Source organism: Streptomyces sp. NPDC043870, assembly GCF_056435785.1.
On sequence record NZ_JBWKDT010000006.1, the window covers coordinates 20,867 to 38,975 of the forward strand.

Here is an 18,109-nt window from a genome sequence, read left to right on the forward strand (position 1 = left end):
CGAACTGTACGAGAGATCGGACGCAACTCCCGCCCCACCCACCGCTCATGATGCGCAAGATTTGCCGATCATCGACATGTCGCGCTGGACACAGCCCTCTTGGGGCCCCGACTTTCGTCAGGGGCAGTCGTGGTCGATGGCACAGGGTGATGAACCATGGCGTACGCGTACGGTCCGTAGTCATGGACAGCGACATTTCCAGCGGGCTGTACCGCGACCTCACCGACTTCGCCCACACCACCCCGCACTGGGTGCGACTGCTCGCCGAACTCTGGACGGAGGCAGGGCTGCTGCTGTTCGGCGCGCTTTTCGTCCTCGCGTGGTGGCGGGCACGCACCGGGGACGCACGGGCCATGGCGCTGGCGGTGCTCGCACCGCTCGCGACCGCCACCGGCTATGTGTGCAGCGAGTCGCTGAAGTCGTTGGTGGACGAGGAGCGGCCCTGCCGCGCGGTCGCGGGGGCCGCGGCGTCGCTGGTGCCGTGCCCGCCGACCGGTGACTGGTCGTTCCCGAGCAACCACTCGGCGATCGCCGGTGCGGCTGCCGTCGCGCTCGTACTCCTACGGCCGCGGATCGCGTGGCTCACCGTGCCCATGGCAGCGCTGATGGCGTTCTCTCGGGTCTTCGTCGGGGTCCACTATCCGCATGACGTGACCGTGGGCCTGCTGCTGGGCGCGGCCGTCGCCGTCGTGTTCGTCCGGTCGCTGGCCCGGCCGGCCGCGTCCCTGGCCGGGACCATGCGGACGAGCCGGTCGCCGCTCGCGCTCTGGCTCGCCGGGCCAGGTGACATGTACGCCGCACCGGAGCACGTCACGGAGCGCATACGCCGCGCGCGGCGCTGAACATGCCAGGATCGGAGGTGCCATGACTGCGACCGACATGCCCTCCCCCGCGACCGACGTCCCTTCGCACCTGGACACCGTCCCGTCCGCCCCGGACGGCGTCCTCTCCGGCCCGGACGGCGTTCCGTCCGGCCTCGACGGCATCGCCGAGGCCGCCGCAGGCCTCCACGCCCCCGTCCTCGCCTGGTTCGACCAGCATGCCCGTGACCTGCCCTGGCGCCGCCCCGAGGCCGGCGCCTGGGGTGTGATGGTCAGTGAGTTCATGCTGCAGCAGACACCCGTCAGCCGGGTCCTGCCGGTGTACGAGCAGTGGCTGGCCCGCTGGCCGCGCCCCGCCGACCTGGCCGCCGAGGCGCCCGGTGAGGCGGTGCGCGCCTGGGGCCGCCTGGGCTATCCGCGCCGAGCGCTGCGGCTGCACGGCGCCGCGGTGGCGATAGCGGAGCGGCACGGCGGCGACGTACCGCGCGAGCACGCGCAGCTTCTCGCGCTGCCGGGCATCGGTGAGTACACCGCGGCGGCCGTGGCGTCGTTCGCGTACGGGCAGCGGCACCCGGTCCTCGACACGAACGTCCGCCGGGTGTTCGCGCGCGCCGCGACCGGTATCCAGTACCCGCCGAACGCGACGACCGCGGCCGAACGCAGGCTGGCCCGTGCCCTGTTGCCCGATGACGAGGCGCGGGCTGCTCGCTGGGCGGCGGCCTCGATGGAGCTGGGCGCACTCGTCTGCACCGCACGCAACGAGGACTGCGGCCGCTGCCCGGTCGCCGGCCTGTGTGCCTGGCGGCTGGCCGGGAAGCCGGCGCACGACGGGCCTCCGCGACGCGGTCAGACCTACGCGGGCACGGACCGCCAGGTGCGCGGCAAGCTGCTGGCGGTGCTGCGCGAAACGGTGACGCCTGTGCCGCGTGCGGTGCTCGACCAGGTCTGGGACGAGCCGGTCCAACGGGCGCGTGCCCTGGATGGGCTGGTTGCGGACGGATTGGTCGAACCCCTGGAGAATGACCGGTTCCGCCTGCCTCTCACCTGAGAATCACCGGCCAACCGGCCAACCCGCCTGTTACACAACCGATGGACGGCCGTGCGTGCTCCGACGGCTTCTCCGCACAGCCCCGTGACAACTGCTCCGTAGCTTCTTGTGGCGTAAGGGAGACCACGGAAACACACGGCGTGTCACGGGGCTCGGACGGGGACGGAGGCGGTTGGAATGGCGCACGGCGAGGTGCTCGAATTCGAAGAGTACGTACGCACTCGGCAGGAGGCGCTGCTGCGCAGCGCCAGGCGACTCGTCCCTGACCCGGTCGACGCCCAGGACCTGCTGCAGACCGCCCTCGTACGGACCTACGGCCGCTGGGACGGCATAGCCGACAAGTCCCTCGCCGACGCCTATCTGCGCCGCGTCATGATCAATACGCGTACGGAGTGGTGGCGGGCCCGCAAGCTCGAAGAGGTCCCGACCGAGCAGCTGCCGGACGCGAGCGTCGAGGACGCCACCGAGCAGCACGCCGACCGGGCCCTGCTCATGGACGTCCTCAAGGTGCTCGCGCCCAAGCAGCGCAGCGTCGTCGTGCTGCGGCACTGGGAGCAGATGAGCACCGAGGAGACCGCCGCCGCGCTGGGCATGTCGACAGGTACGGTGAAGAGCACGCTGCACCGGGCGCTCGCCCGGCTCCGCCAGGAGCTGGAGAGCCGTGGCCTGAACGCCCGGACCCTGGAGCGTTCGAACCGTACGGAAAACACGCACGCACGTCGTGAGGAACGGGGGCGGGAGCGTTGCGCGGCCTAGCCAGAGGCAGCGGCCCCGGGGGCGGGCCAAGAGCCGGTGCCCGAGGCGGCATCGGTCCATGGGCGGCGAGTGGCACGGCGATGGCCGGGCTCGCCGCCTTCGGGCTGTTCGCCGTCGGCTGCTCGACGGGCGGTACGGGGACACGTGACGAGGGTCCGGCGCGTACGGACCCGGTGGCCCAGTCGCCCTCGTCCGTCGCGCCCTCCACCACCGCCTCGCCGGTGAAGAAGGTCGACGTCGTCCAGTTGCTGATGGACGACCCCAAGGTCAGCAAGCGCGTGAAGGACGATCTGAAACCCTGCTCGGCGGATGCGTACCCGATCGACACGTCGTACGGGAGCCTCACCGACAGTCCTGTGTCCGACGTCGTGGTGAATGTGATGACGTGCGGAGACGCCGTGGGCATCGGCACGTATGTGTACCGCGCGGACGACGGCACGTACGAGAATGTCTTCGCGCAGGAGGAGCCCGCGGTCTATTCGACGATCGACCGCGGCGATCTCGTCGTCACCCAGCAGGTGTACGCGAAGAGCGACTCGGTCTCGTTTCCGTCCGGCGAGATCGTGACCACCTATCGCTGGTCGGAGAACAAGTTCACCGAGCACGACCGGGTGGAGAACGAGTTCAGCAAAGTGGTCGGCGGCGAAGAGGTCGAGCCGCCGGTGGCGACCACGCCGAATGAGAACTGACCTGCCCTGACCGATCGCCGATCGAGTACCGACCGAGTGCTGATCGAGAGACGAGAACCGAGAGAGCTGCGGGATGGCCGAGACACATGTGCTGTTCGTCGAGGACGACGACGTCATCCGCGAGGCCACCCAGCTCGCGCTGGAGCGCGACGGCTTCGCGGTGACCGCCATGCCGGACGGCCTCGCCGGTCTTGAGGCCTTCCGTGCGAACCGCCCCGACATCGCGCTGCTCGATGTGATGCTGCCGGGTCTGGACGGCGTCAGCCTGTGCCGCCGGATCAGGGACGAGTCGACCGTCCCCGTGATCATGCTGTCGGCCCGCGCGGACTCGATCGATGTGGTGCTCGGCCTGGAGGCGGGCGCCGACGACTACGTCACCAAGCCGTTCGACGGGGCCGTGCTGGTCGCGCGGATCCGCGCGGTGCTCCGCCGCTTCGGGCACGCGGGCGGGGTGGCCGGCGACAACGGCGAGCCGGGACGGGCGGACGAACGCGGGGTGCTGACCTTCGGGGACCTGGAGGTCGACACGGAGGGCATGGAGGTGCGCCGGGCCGGCGAGCCGGTCGGGCTGACGCCGACGGAGATGCGGCTGCTGCTGGAGTTCTCGTCCGCGCCGGGCACCGTGCTGTCACGGGACAAGCTGCTGGAGCGCGTCTGGGACTACGGCTGGGGCGGCGACACCCGGGTCGTCGACGTCCATGTGCAGCGGCTTCGCACGAAGATCGGCCAGGACCGGATCGAAACGGTCCGCGGCTTCGGCTACAAGCTCAAGGCATGACGCGGCCCGTCGTGTGCACCGGCGTCGGACGGTTGCACCTCCCGGGGACACCCCCCGCACCCACGGCAGCAACCACCACACGCCGGCCACGCCCCACAGCAGAACAGGACCCCGCATGAAGCGGCTCGCCCTGCGCACCGGTGTCAGATGGAAGATCAGCATCGCGATCGCGGCCGTCGGTGCCCTGATCGCCTTCGCGCTGAGTCTCGTCGTGCACAACGCCGCCCGCGTCTCGATGCTCGACAGCGCGCGCGACATGCAGATGAGCCGGCTGCTCTGGTCCCAGCGCATCTACGATCCCGCGAAACAGAAGCCCGAGCTCAAGTTCGGTCCCAGGCTCAACGACCCTGCGCTCCCCCGGGAGCTGAAGGCGCTGCTCGGGAACGGCCGCCAGGCCACCTATGTGCAGGAACACCACAGCGGCGCCCCCGACATCTGGGCCGCGGTGCCGCTCGGCAACGGCGATGTGGTGTCCCTGCACAACCGCCTCTCCGACCGCAGCGCCGCCATCATGAAGGACCTCGACCGGGCTCTCGTCATCGGCTCGGTGTCAGTGGTCTTCGGCGGCTCTGCGCTGGGCGTGCTGATCGGGGGTCAGCTCTCGCGCAGGCTGCGCAAGGCCGCCGCCGCGGCCGGCAAGGTCGCGCAGGGCAACACGGAGGTACGGGTCCGCCATGCCGTCGGCGGTGTCGTACGCGACGAGACCGACGAGCTCGCCCGGGCCGTGGACGCGCTGACCGATGCCCTGAACGAGCGCATCGAGGCCGAGCGCCGGGTCACCGCGGACATCGCGCACGAGCTGCGCACACCGGTGACCGGGCTGCTCACGGCGGCCGAACTGCTGCCGCCCGGCCGCCCCACCGAACTGGTGCGGGACCGGGCCCGGGCCATGCGCATCCTGGTCGAGGACGTCCTGGAAGTGGCCCGGCTGGACGGCGCCTCGGAGCGGGCCGAACTCCAGGAGATCGCGCTCGGCGAGTTCGTCGGTCGCCGGGTCGCCGTCCTGGACCCTGCTGTGGTGGTCCGCGTCGTGCACGAGTCGTGGGTCAACACGGATCCGCGCCGCCTGGAACGCATCCTGCTCAATCTGCTGACCAACGCCGCGAAGTACGGCAAGTCGCCGGTCGAGGTCACGGTCGAGGGCCGCGTCGTACGGGTACGCGACCACGGTCCCGGCTTTCCCGAGGCGCTCCTGCGCGACGGCCCGAGCCGCTTCCGTACCGGGGCGAGCGACCGTGCGGGCACGGGCCACGGCCTGGGCCTGACCATCGCGGCCGGCCAGGCCCGGGTCCTCGGCGCCCGGCTGACCTTCCGCAACGCGGCCCCCGAGGGCACGACGCCGGGAGCGGGCACGGGCGGCGCGATCGCGGTGCTGTGGCTGCCGGAGCACGCCCCGACGAACACGGGCAGCTTCCCGATGCCCCGGCTCCCGGTCTGACTCCCAGGCCCTGTCCGGGCGATCTTCGAGGAACAGGCCGCGGCGTCAGATGCATGGGGTCTCCCCAGGCCCGGAGGGCCGAGGGGACGCATCGCAAGGCGGTGCGGGCACCTCCCAGCGGTAGCTGGGGGAGAGCGCCCTCGTACTGGACGTACTTGGGCGACTCCGACCACGCAGCGAGGTGCCGTGGCTGTCGTCGCGGCCCCGACAAGATCGCCCGGACAGGGCCTAACTGGCCCAGTCCTTGTCCAGGTCCAGTCCTCCCTCACGGCGCTGCGTGAACGAGAACCAGTTGCCGGAGTCGTCCCGGAAGATCGCCTCCGTGCCGTAGGGACGCTCCTGCGGTTCCTGGAGGAACTCCACGCCCCTCTCCTTCAACCTGGCGTAGTCACCGTGGATGTCGTCGGTAGTCAGGACCCCGGCGCCGAGGACGCCCTTGGCGACGAGCCGCTTCATGGCCTCCGCCGACTCGGGGTCCATTGCCGGCGCGCCCGGGACCATCAGCGTCAGCTCGACGTCCGGCTGGCCCTTCGCTCCGACGGTGAGCCAGCGCATGCCGCCCTCGCCCATCGTCATGTCTGTACGGACCTCCAGACCGAGCTTCTCGGTGTAGAACTCCTTGGCCCGATCCTGGTCGAGGACCCAGACGGTGGAAATGGCGAGTCCCTTGATCATTTCGCGCTCCTGGTCGACGCTCGTAGTGCTTGCCCTGCCACCGTAGGCAGCGGCCCGTCAACCGGCTTCTTCAGAATTGCGGTCCTTGGAATCGCGGTCCTTGCCGTCCCAGGTCTTGCCATCCCCGTCCTTGGCATTCCGGTCCTCGGAGTCGCGGCTCGGGAAGCCTCCCGCCCAGAGCAGGGCGTAGCACCCGGGTATGAGCGCGGCGCCGCGTCCCACGTGCTTCGTCCGGTACTCGCTCGGGGTCAGGCCGGTCTGCTTCTTGAACCGGGCCGAGAACGTGCCGAGGCTGCTGAAACCGACCAGTGAGCAGATTTCGGTGACCGACAGATCCGCGGTACGCAGGAGCTCCTCGGCCCGTTCTATCCGTCTGCGACAGGTACTGACCGGGCGTGTCTCCGTAGACCGTCTTGAAGGCGCGGACGAAGTGGAAGCGTGAGTAACCGGCATGGGCGGCCACCGCGTCCAGGTCGAGCGGCTCGGCCCAGTCGCGGTCCATGGCGTCCTTGGCGAGGCGCAGCTGCCGCAGATGGGCGAGGTGCGCCGTCGCCGGGGTGTCGTTCCCCTCGCGCTTCTCCACGGACACGATGCTGGCACGCCCCACCGACAACGGCCCTCGGCGCCGGTGCGCCGAGGGCCGCGATATCGCAGAACCTGCTGGTCAGACGGTCTCCGCCAGCTTCGCCTCAGCCTGCGGGGCATCCGCCGCCGGCTCGGGCTTCGCCGGGCCGGCGCCCTTGAGCGGCACCTCCTTGACGAGGAACGCCGCCAGGAAACCGATCACCGCGACCGCCGAGCCGAGCAGGAACGCGGAGTGCGTCCCCGAGGACACCGCGAACTGGTACGCCTCGCGCACCTGTTCCGGCAGCTTCGCCAGGCTCGCCGCATCCAGCTGCGCGGACTGCTGGGTGACGCCGGCCCCGCCCCGGGCCGCCATCTCGTCCTGCACCCGCGAGGTGAAGAGCGCGCCCATGATCGCGACACCGAAGGAGGAGCCGAGCGTACGGAAGAGGGTGGTGGCGGAGGATGCGACGCCCATGTCCTTCATGTCGACGCTGTTCTGCGCGACCAGCATCGTGATCTGCATCAGGAAGCCCATACCGGCGCCGAGGACCGCCATGTAGAGCCCGGAGGTGAGCCGCGAGGTGCCGGTGTCCATCTGCGCGAGCAGGAAGAGACCCGCCACCATCAGCCCGCCGCCCATGATCGGGAAGATCTTGTACTTGCCGCTGTTGGTGGTGACCCTGCCCGCGATCAGCGAGACGACCATCATCGACAGCAGCATCGGCAGGAGCAGCAGTCCGGAGTTGGTGGCGGACGCGCCCTGCACGGACTGCTGGAACAGCGGCAGGAAGAGCACCGCGCCGAACATCACGAAACCGGTCAGGAAACCGATCACCGACATGAGGGAGAAGTTGCGGCTGCGGAAGATGTGCAGCGGCATGATCGGCTCCGCCGCCTTGGTCTCCACGAAGAGGAAACCGATGAGCGAGGCGACGCCGATCGCGATGAGCTCCATGATCACGGCGGAGTCCCAGGCGTACTCCGTACCGCCCCAGGTGGTCACGAGCACGATCGAGGTGATGCCGACGGTGAGGAGCCCGGCGCCCAGGTAGTCGATCCGCTGTGCCCCGCGCTCCTTCTTCGGCAGATGCAGGACGACCGTGAGCATGGCGAGCGCGACAGCGCCGAGCGGCAAGTTGATGTAGAAGCTCCAGCGCCAGCCCCAGTGGTCGGTGATGGTGCCGCCCACCAGCGGCCCGCCGATCATGGCGAGGGCCATCACGCCGGCCATCATGCCCTGGTACTTGCCGCGCTCCCGGGGCGGGATGAGGTCGCCGATGATCGCCATGACGCCGACCATCAGACCGCCCGCGCCCAGGCCCTGTACGGCGCGGAAGCCGATCAGCTGGCCCATGTCCTGGGCCATGCCGCTGAGTGCCGACCCGACCAGGAAGATCACGATCGAGGTGAGGAAGACGCCCTTGCGGCCGTACATGTCGCCGAGCTTGCCCCAGATGGGGGTGGAGGCAGCGGTGGCCAGGGTGTACGCGGTGACCACCCAGGACAGATGCGCGAGGCCGCCGAGTTCGCCGACGATGGTCGGCATCGCGGTGCCGATGATCATGTTGTCGAGCATCGCGAGCAGCATCGCGATCATGAGCGCGAGCAGGACGACGCGGACGCTGCGCGGCTGCGGCCCGTCAGGCACGGCGGACGGGCCGGCCGCCCCGGCTGCACCGGATGCCCCCGACGCCCCGGACGACCCGGGCGCCTCGACCCCCGCCGGGCTCTCGGCACCCTCGGGCGCCGCCCCCCTCAGTGCTTCTTTTCCGGCCATGGTCCTGACTCCACTCCCCTGCATACCCGCCCGCCGCACACTTACTTGCCGCCCGGCTAGTTGACTACACTGGGGACCGTAGCCCCGCAACTAGCCGGGCGTCAAGTAAGTATTCGTTCCAGGAGAGCTCCCATGGCCAGAGGCAACACCCGCCAGCGCATTCAGGACGTCGCCCTGGGACTCTTCGCCGAGCAGGGCTACGAGAAGACATCCCTCCGCGAGATCGCCGAGGAGCTGCAGGTCACGAAGGCGGCGCTGTACTACCACTTCAAGACCAAGGAAGACATCGTCATCAGCCTCTTCCAGGATCTGACCCGGCCGATCGACGACCTGATCGCCTGGGCGGAGACGCAGCCGCACACCCTGGAGACCAAGACGGAGCTCCTGCGCCGCTACCAGGCCGCACTCACCGGAGCGGCCCCGCTCTTCCGCTTCATGCAGGAGAACCAGGCCACTGTGCGCGAGCTGAGCATCGGCGAGACCTTCAAGGAGCGCATGATCACCTTGACCCGGCTGGTCCAGGAGCCGGAGTCGAGCATGACCGACCGGGTCCGCTGCATCAGCGCGCTGTTCACGATGCACGCAGGCATGTTCTTCATGCAGAACGTCGAAGGCGACCCCGAGGAGAAGCGCGAAGCCGTCCTCGAGGTCGCCATCGATCTGGTGACTCAGGCCCATCGTCACGGGCGCCCGGAGTAAGCCGGCGCCGGCGGGCCGACCGGCGCAAGGGGTCAGATGCTGACGCCCTCGGACCGCAGGAACGACGCCGGGTTGACGGCCGAGCCGTAGTTCGGGGTCGTGCGGATCTCGAAGTGCAGGTGCGGGCCGGAAGAGTTGCCGGTGTTGCCGGACAGGGCGATGACCTTGCCGGTGTCCACCGTCTGGCCGATGTTGACCTTGATCTGCGACAGGTGGGCGTACTGCGAGTACGTGCCGTTGCCGTGCTTGATCACGATGGCGTTGCCGTACGCCGAGCCGTCGCCACCGCCGCCCGGGCCGGCCTTCACGACGACACCGCTGCTCGCGGCCTTGACGGCGGTGCCGACCGGCACGGCGAAGTCCTGCCCGGAATGCTTGTGGGACCACATGGTGCCGCCCTGGTTGAAGCTGGCGGTCAGCGTGTAGCCGACGACCGGCTTGACCCAGGACGTGGACTTCTTCGCCGTGGGGGCCTTCGCCTCGGCGGCGACGGTGGTGGTGGCGGCGGTGGTCGTGGTGACGGTCTCCGCCGCGGCGGCGGACGCGACACCGGCACCGGCTCCGACGACCATCACTGCGCCGAGTCCGGCGGCCACGACGGAACCACGGGTCGGGAGAGCGGACGAGCGGAAACGGTTGATGATGCGCTTCGACATGCGGGGAGAACCTCCGGGCTGTACGGGCAAGAACCGACCCGGCGCAGGAGCACCGGGTGCCCCACCTTGGTAACCCGCCACCCCGACCCACCTCAAACACCCCATCTACGACATCTGCTCGTAGATGGGGCAGTGTGAGCAGGGCCATTGACGACGCCGAATCGACCGTCCGGGATTGCCCGAAATCTCCTGACGAAGGCGGGTTTAGCCCCACGTAGAGGCAGTTCGCACTTGATGTCCACCGCAGGCCGCCCTCCGCTCCGCCATCACCGGCCCGAAAGCCCCTCCCACGGCTCCCGCAGGCCCCTGAGCGCCACCGGGAACCCCCACTAAGGCGCCTAGTAGGCTCGGAACGGCCTGTGCGCCTTGTCACGGCCGCGACGGGGCCAATGCGTCGTGGGTCACAGGGAAAGCGGCGGTTTCAGGGGGAAACACCCCCTTTGAGCTCCGGAATCCTGGGGCTCTGGGATCTTGGGATCTGGGGGGATCACGCATGGAGCCCGCACTCATCGGCACCCGGCTGGCCTCGGCGGCCGTCTCTCCGCTCCTGAAGCAGCTCCTGGTACGGGAGGGCAGCGGCGCCGGCCTCACTGAGAAGCCCGTGCGGCTGTCCGGTCTCGTCTCGTTCCGCGGGGAGAAGCGGACCCTGACCGAGAAGGACGTACGCAAGCTCGCCGACACCCTCGTGCGCCAGTCCCTGGCCGACCGCGGCGAGCTTCCCTTCCCCCCGGACGAGACCGAGGCCGTCACCACCGCCCTCGCCGACACACTGCTCGCCCTCGGCGACCTGGAGATGGACCACGTCCAGGCCGTGCACCACGGCCATCGCGAGCTGGCACGGCGGCTGCGCACCGCCTCGTCGGCCCGGATCGCCGCCGACGGGCTGTCGGCGGACGCCACCGTCTTCCTCGACTCGCTCACCGAGTGGGCCTGCCTCCACATCCTGCAGTTCTTCACCCAGCGCTCGTCCTTCGTCGCCCGCGCCCTGGTCGAGCAGGGCCGCGCCCAGGCCGAGCTGATCGCCAAGGTCGACGAGCTGCTCCTCCGAGTGCCCCGTGCCGACGCCCGTGATGTGGCCTTCGAGCGCCGCTACCTCACGTACGTCGCGAAGAAGCACGGCAGCCTGACGATCTACGGCATCGACCTGCACAACTCGCCGGATGTCTGGCCGCTGGACGTGGCGTATCTGAGTCTGGAGGCGAGCGCCGGGGAGGCACGCCATGTACGGCCGGGCCGGATCGCTCGGCACCTCGTGGAGCGGCCGTCCGCCCTACGCGAGGAGGACCGGGGTGGTCCGCTCATGCCGCCCCTCAGTGCGCTGGAGGAGCTGGAGGAGCTGGCGAACGTGGTGCCGCTCGACGCCGCACCGGTCCGCGCCGACCAGGCCCTCGCCCAGCACGACAAGGTCCTCCTGCGCGGAGTCGCGGGCTCCGGAAAGACCACGCTCGTCCAGTGGCTCGCCGTCTCCACCACGAGTCAGGACCCGGCCGAGCGGATGGCGTACCTGCACGACCGCATCCCCTTCGTCCTCCCCCTGCGCACCCTCACCCGCCACGGCGAGCGGCTGCCCGCCCCCGACCGCTTCCTCGCCGCCGTCGGCTGCCCGCTCTCCCCGTCCGACGGCTGGGCCGACCGCGTCCTGTCGGCCGGACGCGGCCTGATCCTCGTCGACGGCATCGACGAGGTCCCCGAGGCCGAGCGGGGCCGCACCCGCCGCTGGCTGCGCGATCTGCTCGCCACGTACGACGACGGCAGCAGCGGGGGCAACCGCTGGCTCGTCACCTCCCGCCCCTCCGCCGTGGGCGACGACTGGCTCACCCCCGAGGGCTTCACCGAGCTCACCCTCTCCCCCATGCGCAGGACCGAGGTCCATGCCTTCGTGGAGCGCTGGCACCGGGCCGCGGGCACCGAGGCGCAGCCGTACGAGCAGCCGCTCCTCGACGCGCTGCGCACCAAGCAGGATCTCGCCCGCCTCGCCACCAACCCCCTCATGTGCGGTCTCATCTGCGCACTGCACCGCGACCGCCGGGGCTTTCTGCCGCGCGGCCGCAAGGCGCTGTACGAAGCCGCGCTGTCGATGCTGCTGGCCCGTCGCGACCGGGAGCGGGACATGGGGACGCCGTCCGGCGTCGACCTTCCCGAGGCCCCGCAGATCCAGCTCATCCAGCGCCTCGCGTACTGGCTCACGCTCAACGGCCGTACGGAGATGGACCGCTCACGGGCCGAATCACTGGTCCTCGGTGCGATTCCGGCCGTTCCCGAGGCGGCGGCGGCCGGAGATCCGCAGGCGGTCTTCGACCATCTGCTCCACCGCAGCGGACTGCTCCGCGAACCCTCCCCGGGCGCTGTGGACTTCGTCCACCGCACGTTCCAGGACTACCTCGCCGCGAAGGCGATCGTCGACGAGTGGCACATCGGCGTCCTGGCCCAGCACGCGGCGGACGACCAGTGGGAGGACGTCATCCGGATGAGCGTGGCTCACGCGCGCCCGCGCGAATGCGCCGAGATCTTCACGGAACTCCTGGCGGCGGCGGACGCGGCCAAGGACCGGGGCACGCATCTGCGCATTCTGGTGGTCGCTGCGGCGGCGATGGAGCAGGCGACGGAGATCTCGCCGGAGATTCGTGAGGCGCTTTTGCGGCGTACGGCGAAGGTGATCCCGCCCCGCACCTTCAAGGAGGCACGCGAACTGGCCACGGCCGGGCCGCTCGTACTCGACCTGCTGCCGGGCCCGGACGACGTGAGCGACGACCACGCGGCTCGCATGTCGGTCGTCGCTGCCTCGCACATCACGGCGGACGCTGCGATCCCCTACCTCGCCCGGTATGCGTCGTACTCTTCATTGCCGGTGCGGGCACAGCTGGCGTGGGCCTGGGACCGGTACCCGACTGAGCAGTACGCGAGGGAGGTCATCGCGGCCATCGAACCGACCGGCCTTAACTTCACCGTCCGCAACGCCGAGCAGGCCGCGGCGTTGCGGGCGCTGGGCGGCGGGCGCAGCCTCCACTTCCAGGGCGACCTGCCCGAGGACGCCATCTCCCACACGGTACAGGCGTGTTCACCAGCCACCGTGCATATCTCCGTCAACGGCTTGCTCACGGACCTGCGATGCCTCAGCGACGCGCACGCGCTGGAGCACGTTGCGATCGACCGCTGCCCGGTACTGACGGACCTCTCCGCCCTGGAGGGGCGCAGCCTCACGCTGGACTCCCGGCAACTGGTGGTCGTCGCGGTCGTGCCACGCATCCGGCACCTGCGTATCGAGCTGCGTGAAGAGGGAACGCCACTGCACCGGGTCCCGGAACTCTTCCCGGAGATCGAGATCCTCATGGTCGACGACATCTGGGAGGAGCAGGAGGAGTTGGCGCTGTCACCGCTGCTCGCCCTGGAGAACCTCCAGCAACTCGACGTCGTGGCGGCGTGCGAGGTCACAGGAGCCGAGGAGTTCCCGCCTCATGTGCAGGTGAAGATCCGCGTGCCGACGTAGGCGGCCACGCCTTCTTCCCGCCCCCGCTCCCGTCCGCCATCCTCCTGTGCCATGAGTAGACCCGTGATGAGCATGAAAGGCCGCGGGATCCTTCGCCGCGCCCGGACCTGGCCGCTCGCCCTCGGCCTCGTCGCCGCCCTCACCTGGAGCACCGGAAGCGCGCCCGCCGGGGCCGGGCCCTCCGACACCGGGCTCAAGGGCGCCATCGACACGATCCTCGCCGACTCCCGGATGGCGGGCGGCGCCGCGAGCGTCGTCGTCGCCGACGCCACCACCGGTGAGCGGCTCTACGAACGCGCGCGCGGCGACCGGCTGATGCCCGCGTCCAACACCAAGCTCGCGACCTCCACCGCCGCGATGGCGCTCCTCGGCCCCGGCTACCGGTTCCGTACGGACGTCCTCTCCACCGGCCGCCGCCAAGGCTCCACCCTGTACGGAGATCTCTACCTCCGCGGCACCGGCGACCCCACCACGCTCGCCGCCGACTACGGCCGGCTCGCCGAACAGCTGCGCGCCTCGGGCATCCGCAGGGTCACGGGCCGTCTCGTCGCCGACGACACCCGCTTCGACACCAACCGCCTGGGGCGTTCCTGGGCGGCCGACGACGAATCCTCGTACTACTCCGCGCAGATCTCGCCGCTGACCGTCGCGCCCGACACCGACTACGACGCCGGTACGGTCATCGTCGAAGCCCTCCCCGGCGCCGCGCCGGGAGACAAGCCGCGGGTGAAGATCACTCCGCCGACCGGCTACGTACGTGCCGACATCCGGGGCACCACCGTCCCCGCCGGGCAGACCGACACCCTCGCCATCGAGCGCGAACACGGCACCAACACCGTGGTCATCAGCGGCAACATCCCGGTCGGGGCATCCGCGACCAAGGAGTGGATCACCGTCTGGGAGCCGACCGGCTACGCCGCCGCCGTGTTCGCCGACGCGCTCGCCGAGCACGGTGTCCAGGTCTCGGGCACCCCGCGGCTCGGCCGGCCCACCCCGGCCGGAGCGGCGGTCCTCGCGACGCACAGCTCCATGCCGCTGAAGGAGCTGATGCTCCCCTTCATGAAGCTGTCGAACAACATGCACGCCGAGGCCCTGACCAAGACGATCGGATACGAGACCGCCGGACGCGGGACCTGGAGCGCGGGCCTCGCCGCCATCGACGGCTATCTGAAGAAGGAAGGCGTGGACGCGGCGCAGCTCCGCCAGGTCGACGGCTCGGGCCTGTCCCGGATGAACGTCTTCCCCGCCGACCAGCTCGCCCGTCTCCTGCTGGCCGTCCGCGACGCGCCCTGGTACGCCGACTGGTACGCCTCACTGCCCGTCGCCTGCAACCCGGACCGCGCCATCGGCGGCACCCTGCGCACCCGCATGTGCAACACCCCGGCCGCCCTCAACACCCGCGCCAAGACGGGCTCGCTGACCGGCGCCTCGGCCCTCTCCGGGTACGTCACCGACGCCGGCGGCCGCGAACTCGTCTACAGCATCGTGCTCAACAACTACCTCGCCTCCTCCGTGAAGAGCGTCGAGGACGCGATCGTGGTGACCCTGGCCAAGTCCGACACGGCCGATGGCACGATCGCCGCCGTGCCGGTTCCGCGCCTGCGGGGCGGCGCACCTGCGGCGCCCGCCGAACTCGAATGCGCCTGGCAGAAGCCGAAGTTCTGCTGAAGCCGGTGGCCCGGACCGTACGGAAGACACGGTCGGGGCCGTGATACGCCCGCTCGTGACCGCGGAACACAAAAGGGGCTGCCCCGGACCTGAAGGTCCGGGGCAGCCCCTCTGCGCGTTCAGAACGCGTTACGCGTCCTTCGACAGGTTCGGTCCGGTGCTGCCACCCGCGGCCGACTCGATCGGCGGGACGTCCGGCAGGGCCGACTTCTCCTCACCGCGGAAGGTGAACTTCTTCTCCTCACCCTCGCCCTCGGTGTCGACGACCACGATGTGACCGGGGCGGAGCTCGCCGAAGAGGATCTTCTCCGACAGCACGTCCTCGATCTCACGCTGGATCGTCCGGCGCAGCGGACGGGCGCCCAGCACGGGGTCGTAGCCCTTCTTCGCCAGGAGCGACTTGGCGGTCGAGCTGAGCTCGATGCCCATGTCGCGGTCCTTCAGCCGCTCGTCCACCTTGGCGATCATGAGGTCGACGATCTGGATGATGTCGTCCTCGGTCAGCTGGTGGAAGACGACCGTGTCGTCGACACGGTTCAGGAACTCCGGCCGGAAGTGCTGCTTCAGCTCTTCGTTGACCTTCGCCTTCATCCGCTCGTAGCCGGACTTGACGTCGCCCTGGGCGGCGAAGCCCAGGTTGAAGCCCTTGGAGATGTCCCGGGTCCCGAGGTTGGTCGTCATGATGATGACCGTGTTCTTGAAGTCCACGACCCGGCCCTGGGAATCGGTCAGGCGACCGTCCTCCAGGATCTGGAGAAGGGAATTGAAGATATCGGGGTGGGCCTTCTCGACCTCGTCGAAGAGGACGACGGAGAACGGCTTCCGGCGCACCTTCTCGGTGAGCTGGCCGCCCTCTTCGTAACCCACGTATCCGGGCGGGGAGCCGAAGAGACGGGAAACCGTGTGCTTCTCGCTGAACTCCGACATGTCGAGGGAGATCAGCGCGTCCTCGTCGCCGAAGAGGAATTCGGCGAGCGTCTTGGAGAGCTCGGTCTTACCGACGCCGGACGGGCCGGCGAAGATGAACGAGCCACCGGGGCGCTTCGGGTCCTTCAGACCGGCGCGGGTACGCCGGATCGCCTGGGACAGCGCCTTGATGGCGTCCTTCTGACCGATGACGCGCTTGTGGAGCTCGTCCTCCATACGGAGCAGACGGGAGGACTCCTCCTCCGTCAGCTTGAAGACCGGGATACCGGTGGCCGTGGCGAGGACCTCGGCGATCAGCTCGCCGTCGACCTCGGCGACGACATCCATGTCGCCGGCCTTCCACTCCTTCTCCCGCTTGGCCTTCGCCGCCAGCAGCTGCTTCTCCTTGTCGCGGAGGGAAGCTGCCTTCTCGAAGTCCTGGGAGTCGATCGCGGACTCCTTGTCCCGGCGGACACCGGCGATCTTCTCGTCGAACTCGCGGAGGTCCGGCGGCGCGGTCATCCGGCGGATCCGCATCCGGGAGCCGGCCTCGTCGATCAGGTCGATCGCCTTGTCCGGGAGGAAGCGGTCCGAGATGTACCGGTCGGCCAGGGTCGCGGCCTGGACGAGGGCCTCGTCGGTGATGGAGACCCGGTGGTGGGCCTCGTAGCGGTCGCGCAGGCCCTTGAGGATCTCGATGGTGTGCGGCAGCGACGGCTCCGCGACCTGGATGGGCTGGAAGCGGCGCTCCAGGGCCGCGTCCTTCTCCAGGTGCTTGCGGTACTCGTCGAGCGTCGTCGCACCGATGGTCTGCAGCTCGCCCCGGGCCAGCATCGGCTTGAGGATCGAGGCTGCGTCGATCGCGCCCTCGGCGGCACCCGCACCCACCAGGGTGTGGAGCTCGTCGATGAACAGGATGATGTCGCCGCGGGTGCGGATCTCCTTGAGCACCTTCTTCAGGCGCTCCTCGAAGTCACCGCGGTAACGGGAACCGGCGACCAGCGCGCCCAGGTCCAGGGTGTAGAGGTGCTTGTCCTTGAGGGTCTCGGGCACCTCGCCCTTGACGATGGCCTGCGCCAGGCCCTCGACGACCGCCGTCTTGCCGACGCCGGGCTCGCCGATGAGCACCGGGTTGTTCTTGGTCCGGCGGGACAGCACCTGCATGACCCGCTCGATCTCCTTCTCGCGCCCGATGACCGGGTCGAGCTTGGACTCACGAGCGGCCTGGGTGAGATTCCGGCCGAACTGGTCGAGGACGAGGGAGGTCGAAGGCGTGCCCTCGGCCGGGCCGCCTGCCGTGGCGGCTTCCTTGCCCTGGTAACCGGAGAGCAGCTGGATGACCTGCTGCCGCACCCGGTTGAGATCGGCGCCGAGCTTCACGAGGACCTGGGCCGCGACGCCCTCGCCCTCGCGGATCAGGCCGAGCAGGATGTGCTCCGTGCCGATGTAGTTGTGGCCCAGCTGAAGAGCCTCTCGGAGCGACAGCTCCAGGACCTTCTTGGCACGGGGGGTGAAGGGAATGTGCCCGGACGGGGCCTGCTGGCCCTGGCCGATGATCTCCTCCACCTGCTGGCGGACCGCCTCGAGCGAAATCCCGAGGCTCTCCAGGGCCTTAGCGGCGACACCCTCACCCTCGTGGATAAGGCCCAGGAGGATGTGCTCGGTGCCGATGTAGTTGTGGTTGAGCATCCGGGCTTCTTCCTGAGCCAGGACGACAACCCGCCGCGCGCGGTCGGTGAACCTCTCGAACATCGTTAATCGCTCCTCAGAGCGGTCAGTCAGTTAGGGGTCGATCCCCTCCCTGTCCTTCCGCAGCTTAGTCCCGCAAGCGGGGACCGCTCATTCCAACTGCCGACACCCGTCGATGGCCTCCTGCCCCGAACGCCGACAACAGCCCTAACTTGATGGTGCGAGACGATGTTCCCGCAGGCCAGGCAGATACCCGCGCCATCTGTACGCCGATGGCGAACGTGAGACTCCAAACCATGCGTGTCGCCCGTCCCCACTAGGGATGTCTTACCCGCCAGCAGTGACACTCCATGCGGCGCACGCCGGTTCCCTCCGCTACGGGCGAACATCCTTGCGCTCCCGGTCCACCCCCCGCACCGCCCTTTCGGCCACTGTGAGCGACCATCCCTCAACGA

Annotated in this window: 13 protein-coding genes and 1 pseudogene; 9 read left to right on the forward strand and 5 right to left on the reverse strand. The window is 69.6% G+C overall.

The window, feature by feature from the left end; genetic code table 11:
* Positions 1-182 precede the first annotated feature (182 nt).
* The 6 genes from AC0699_RS10090 to cseC all read left to right on the forward strand — a co-directional run bounded on the left by AC0699_RS10090 (position 183) and on the right by cseC (position 5,530).
* Positions 183-842 carry a phosphatase PAP2 family protein gene (locus AC0699_RS10090; protein WP_478658000.1) on the forward strand — a complete coding sequence of 220 codons (660 nt, stop codon included), beginning with the start codon at positions 183-185 and terminating at the stop codon, positions 840-842.
* A gap of 22 nt (positions 843-864) precedes the next feature.
* Positions 865-1,869 (forward strand): HhH-GPD family protein, encoded by a 1,005-nt coding sequence (locus AC0699_RS10095; protein ID WP_478658003.1) that lies wholly within the window; start codon positions 865-867, stop codon positions 1,867-1,869.
* A 177-nt stretch (positions 1,870-2,046) separates the two neighbouring features.
* Positions 2,047-2,625 carry a SigE family RNA polymerase sigma factor gene (locus AC0699_RS10100; RefSeq protein ID WP_478658005.1) on the forward strand — a complete coding sequence of 193 codons (579 nt, stop codon included), beginning with the start codon at positions 2,047-2,049 and terminating at the stop codon, positions 2,623-2,625.
* Between the two features lie 80 nt (positions 2,626-2,705).
* Entirely contained in the window at positions 2,706-3,314 is a 609-nt protein-coding gene (locus AC0699_RS10105) for a hypothetical protein (RefSeq protein ID WP_478658007.1), read from the forward strand.
* Positions 3,315-3,387: 73 nt separating this feature from the next.
* On the forward strand, positions 3,388-4,092 hold the full coding sequence (cseB, locus tag AC0699_RS10110) for a two-component system response regulator CseB (RefSeq protein WP_469770781.1): 705 nt from the start codon (positions 3,388-3,390) through the stop codon (positions 4,090-4,092).
* 115 nt (positions 4,093-4,207) lie between these two features.
* Complete coding sequence (gene cseC / locus AC0699_RS10115; protein ID WP_478658009.1) at positions 4,208-5,530, forward strand: two-component system sensor histidine kinase CseC; 1,323 nt, start codon at positions 4,208-4,210, stop codon at positions 5,528-5,530.
* A 228-nt stretch (positions 5,531-5,758) separates the two neighbouring features.
* Here cseC and AC0699_RS10120 read toward each other — a convergent pair whose 3' ends face one another.
* The 3 genes and pseudogenes from AC0699_RS10120 to AC0699_RS10130 form a co-directional block, all read right to left on the reverse strand.
* Positions 5,759-6,205 carry a VOC family protein gene (locus tag AC0699_RS10120; protein WP_453666540.1) on the reverse strand — a complete coding sequence of 149 codons (447 nt, stop codon included), beginning with the start codon at positions 6,203-6,205 and terminating at the stop codon, positions 5,759-5,761.
* A 57-nt stretch (positions 6,206-6,262) separates the two neighbouring features.
* Positions 6,263-6,707, reverse strand: a pseudogene (locus tag AC0699_RS10125) (helix-turn-helix transcriptional regulator).
* Positions 6,708-6,869: 162 nt separating this feature from the next.
* The gene (locus tag AC0699_RS10130; RefSeq protein WP_478658011.1) at positions 6,870-8,549 is read right to left on the reverse strand and encodes an MDR family MFS transporter; all 1,680 of its coding nucleotides are present in this window, start codon (positions 8,547-8,549) and stop codon (positions 6,870-6,872) included.
* 132 nt (positions 8,550-8,681) lie between these two features.
* Here AC0699_RS10130 and AC0699_RS10135 point away from each other — a divergent pair, with 132 nt between their 5' ends.
* A complete protein-coding gene (locus tag AC0699_RS10135; RefSeq protein WP_478658014.1) occupies positions 8,682-9,248 on the forward strand; it encodes a TetR/AcrR family transcriptional regulator in 567 nt (188 codons plus the stop codon).
* Between the two features lie 32 nt (positions 9,249-9,280).
* Here the strand turns inward: AC0699_RS10135 and AC0699_RS10140 are convergent, their stop codons facing one another.
* On the reverse strand, positions 9,281-9,904 hold the full coding sequence (locus AC0699_RS10140; RefSeq protein ID WP_478658016.1) for a M23 family metallopeptidase: 624 nt from the start codon (positions 9,902-9,904) through the stop codon (positions 9,281-9,283).
* Positions 9,905-10,397: 493 nt separating this feature from the next.
* Here AC0699_RS10140 and AC0699_RS10145 point away from each other — a divergent pair, with 493 nt between their 5' ends.
* Together AC0699_RS10145 and dacB are read left to right on the forward strand one after the other, a co-directional pair.
* A complete protein-coding gene (locus AC0699_RS10145) occupies positions 10,398-13,391 on the forward strand; it encodes an NACHT domain-containing protein (protein ID WP_478658018.1) in 2,994 nt (997 codons plus the stop codon).
* A gap of 51 nt (positions 13,392-13,442) precedes the next feature.
* Positions 13,443-15,059 carry a D-alanyl-D-alanine carboxypeptidase/D-alanyl-D-alanine endopeptidase gene (gene dacB, locus AC0699_RS10150; RefSeq protein ID WP_478658020.1) on the forward strand — a complete coding sequence of 539 codons (1,617 nt, stop codon included), beginning with the start codon at positions 13,443-13,445 and terminating at the stop codon, positions 15,057-15,059.
* 129 nt (positions 15,060-15,188) lie between these two features.
* Here the strand turns inward: dacB and AC0699_RS10155 are convergent, their stop codons facing one another.
* Positions 15,189-17,717: an ATP-dependent Clp protease ATP-binding subunit gene (locus AC0699_RS10155; protein ID WP_469770773.1), complete on the reverse strand. Its 2,529-nt coding sequence runs from the start codon at positions 17,715-17,717 to the stop codon at positions 15,189-15,191.
* Positions 17,718-18,109 lie beyond the last annotated feature (392 nt).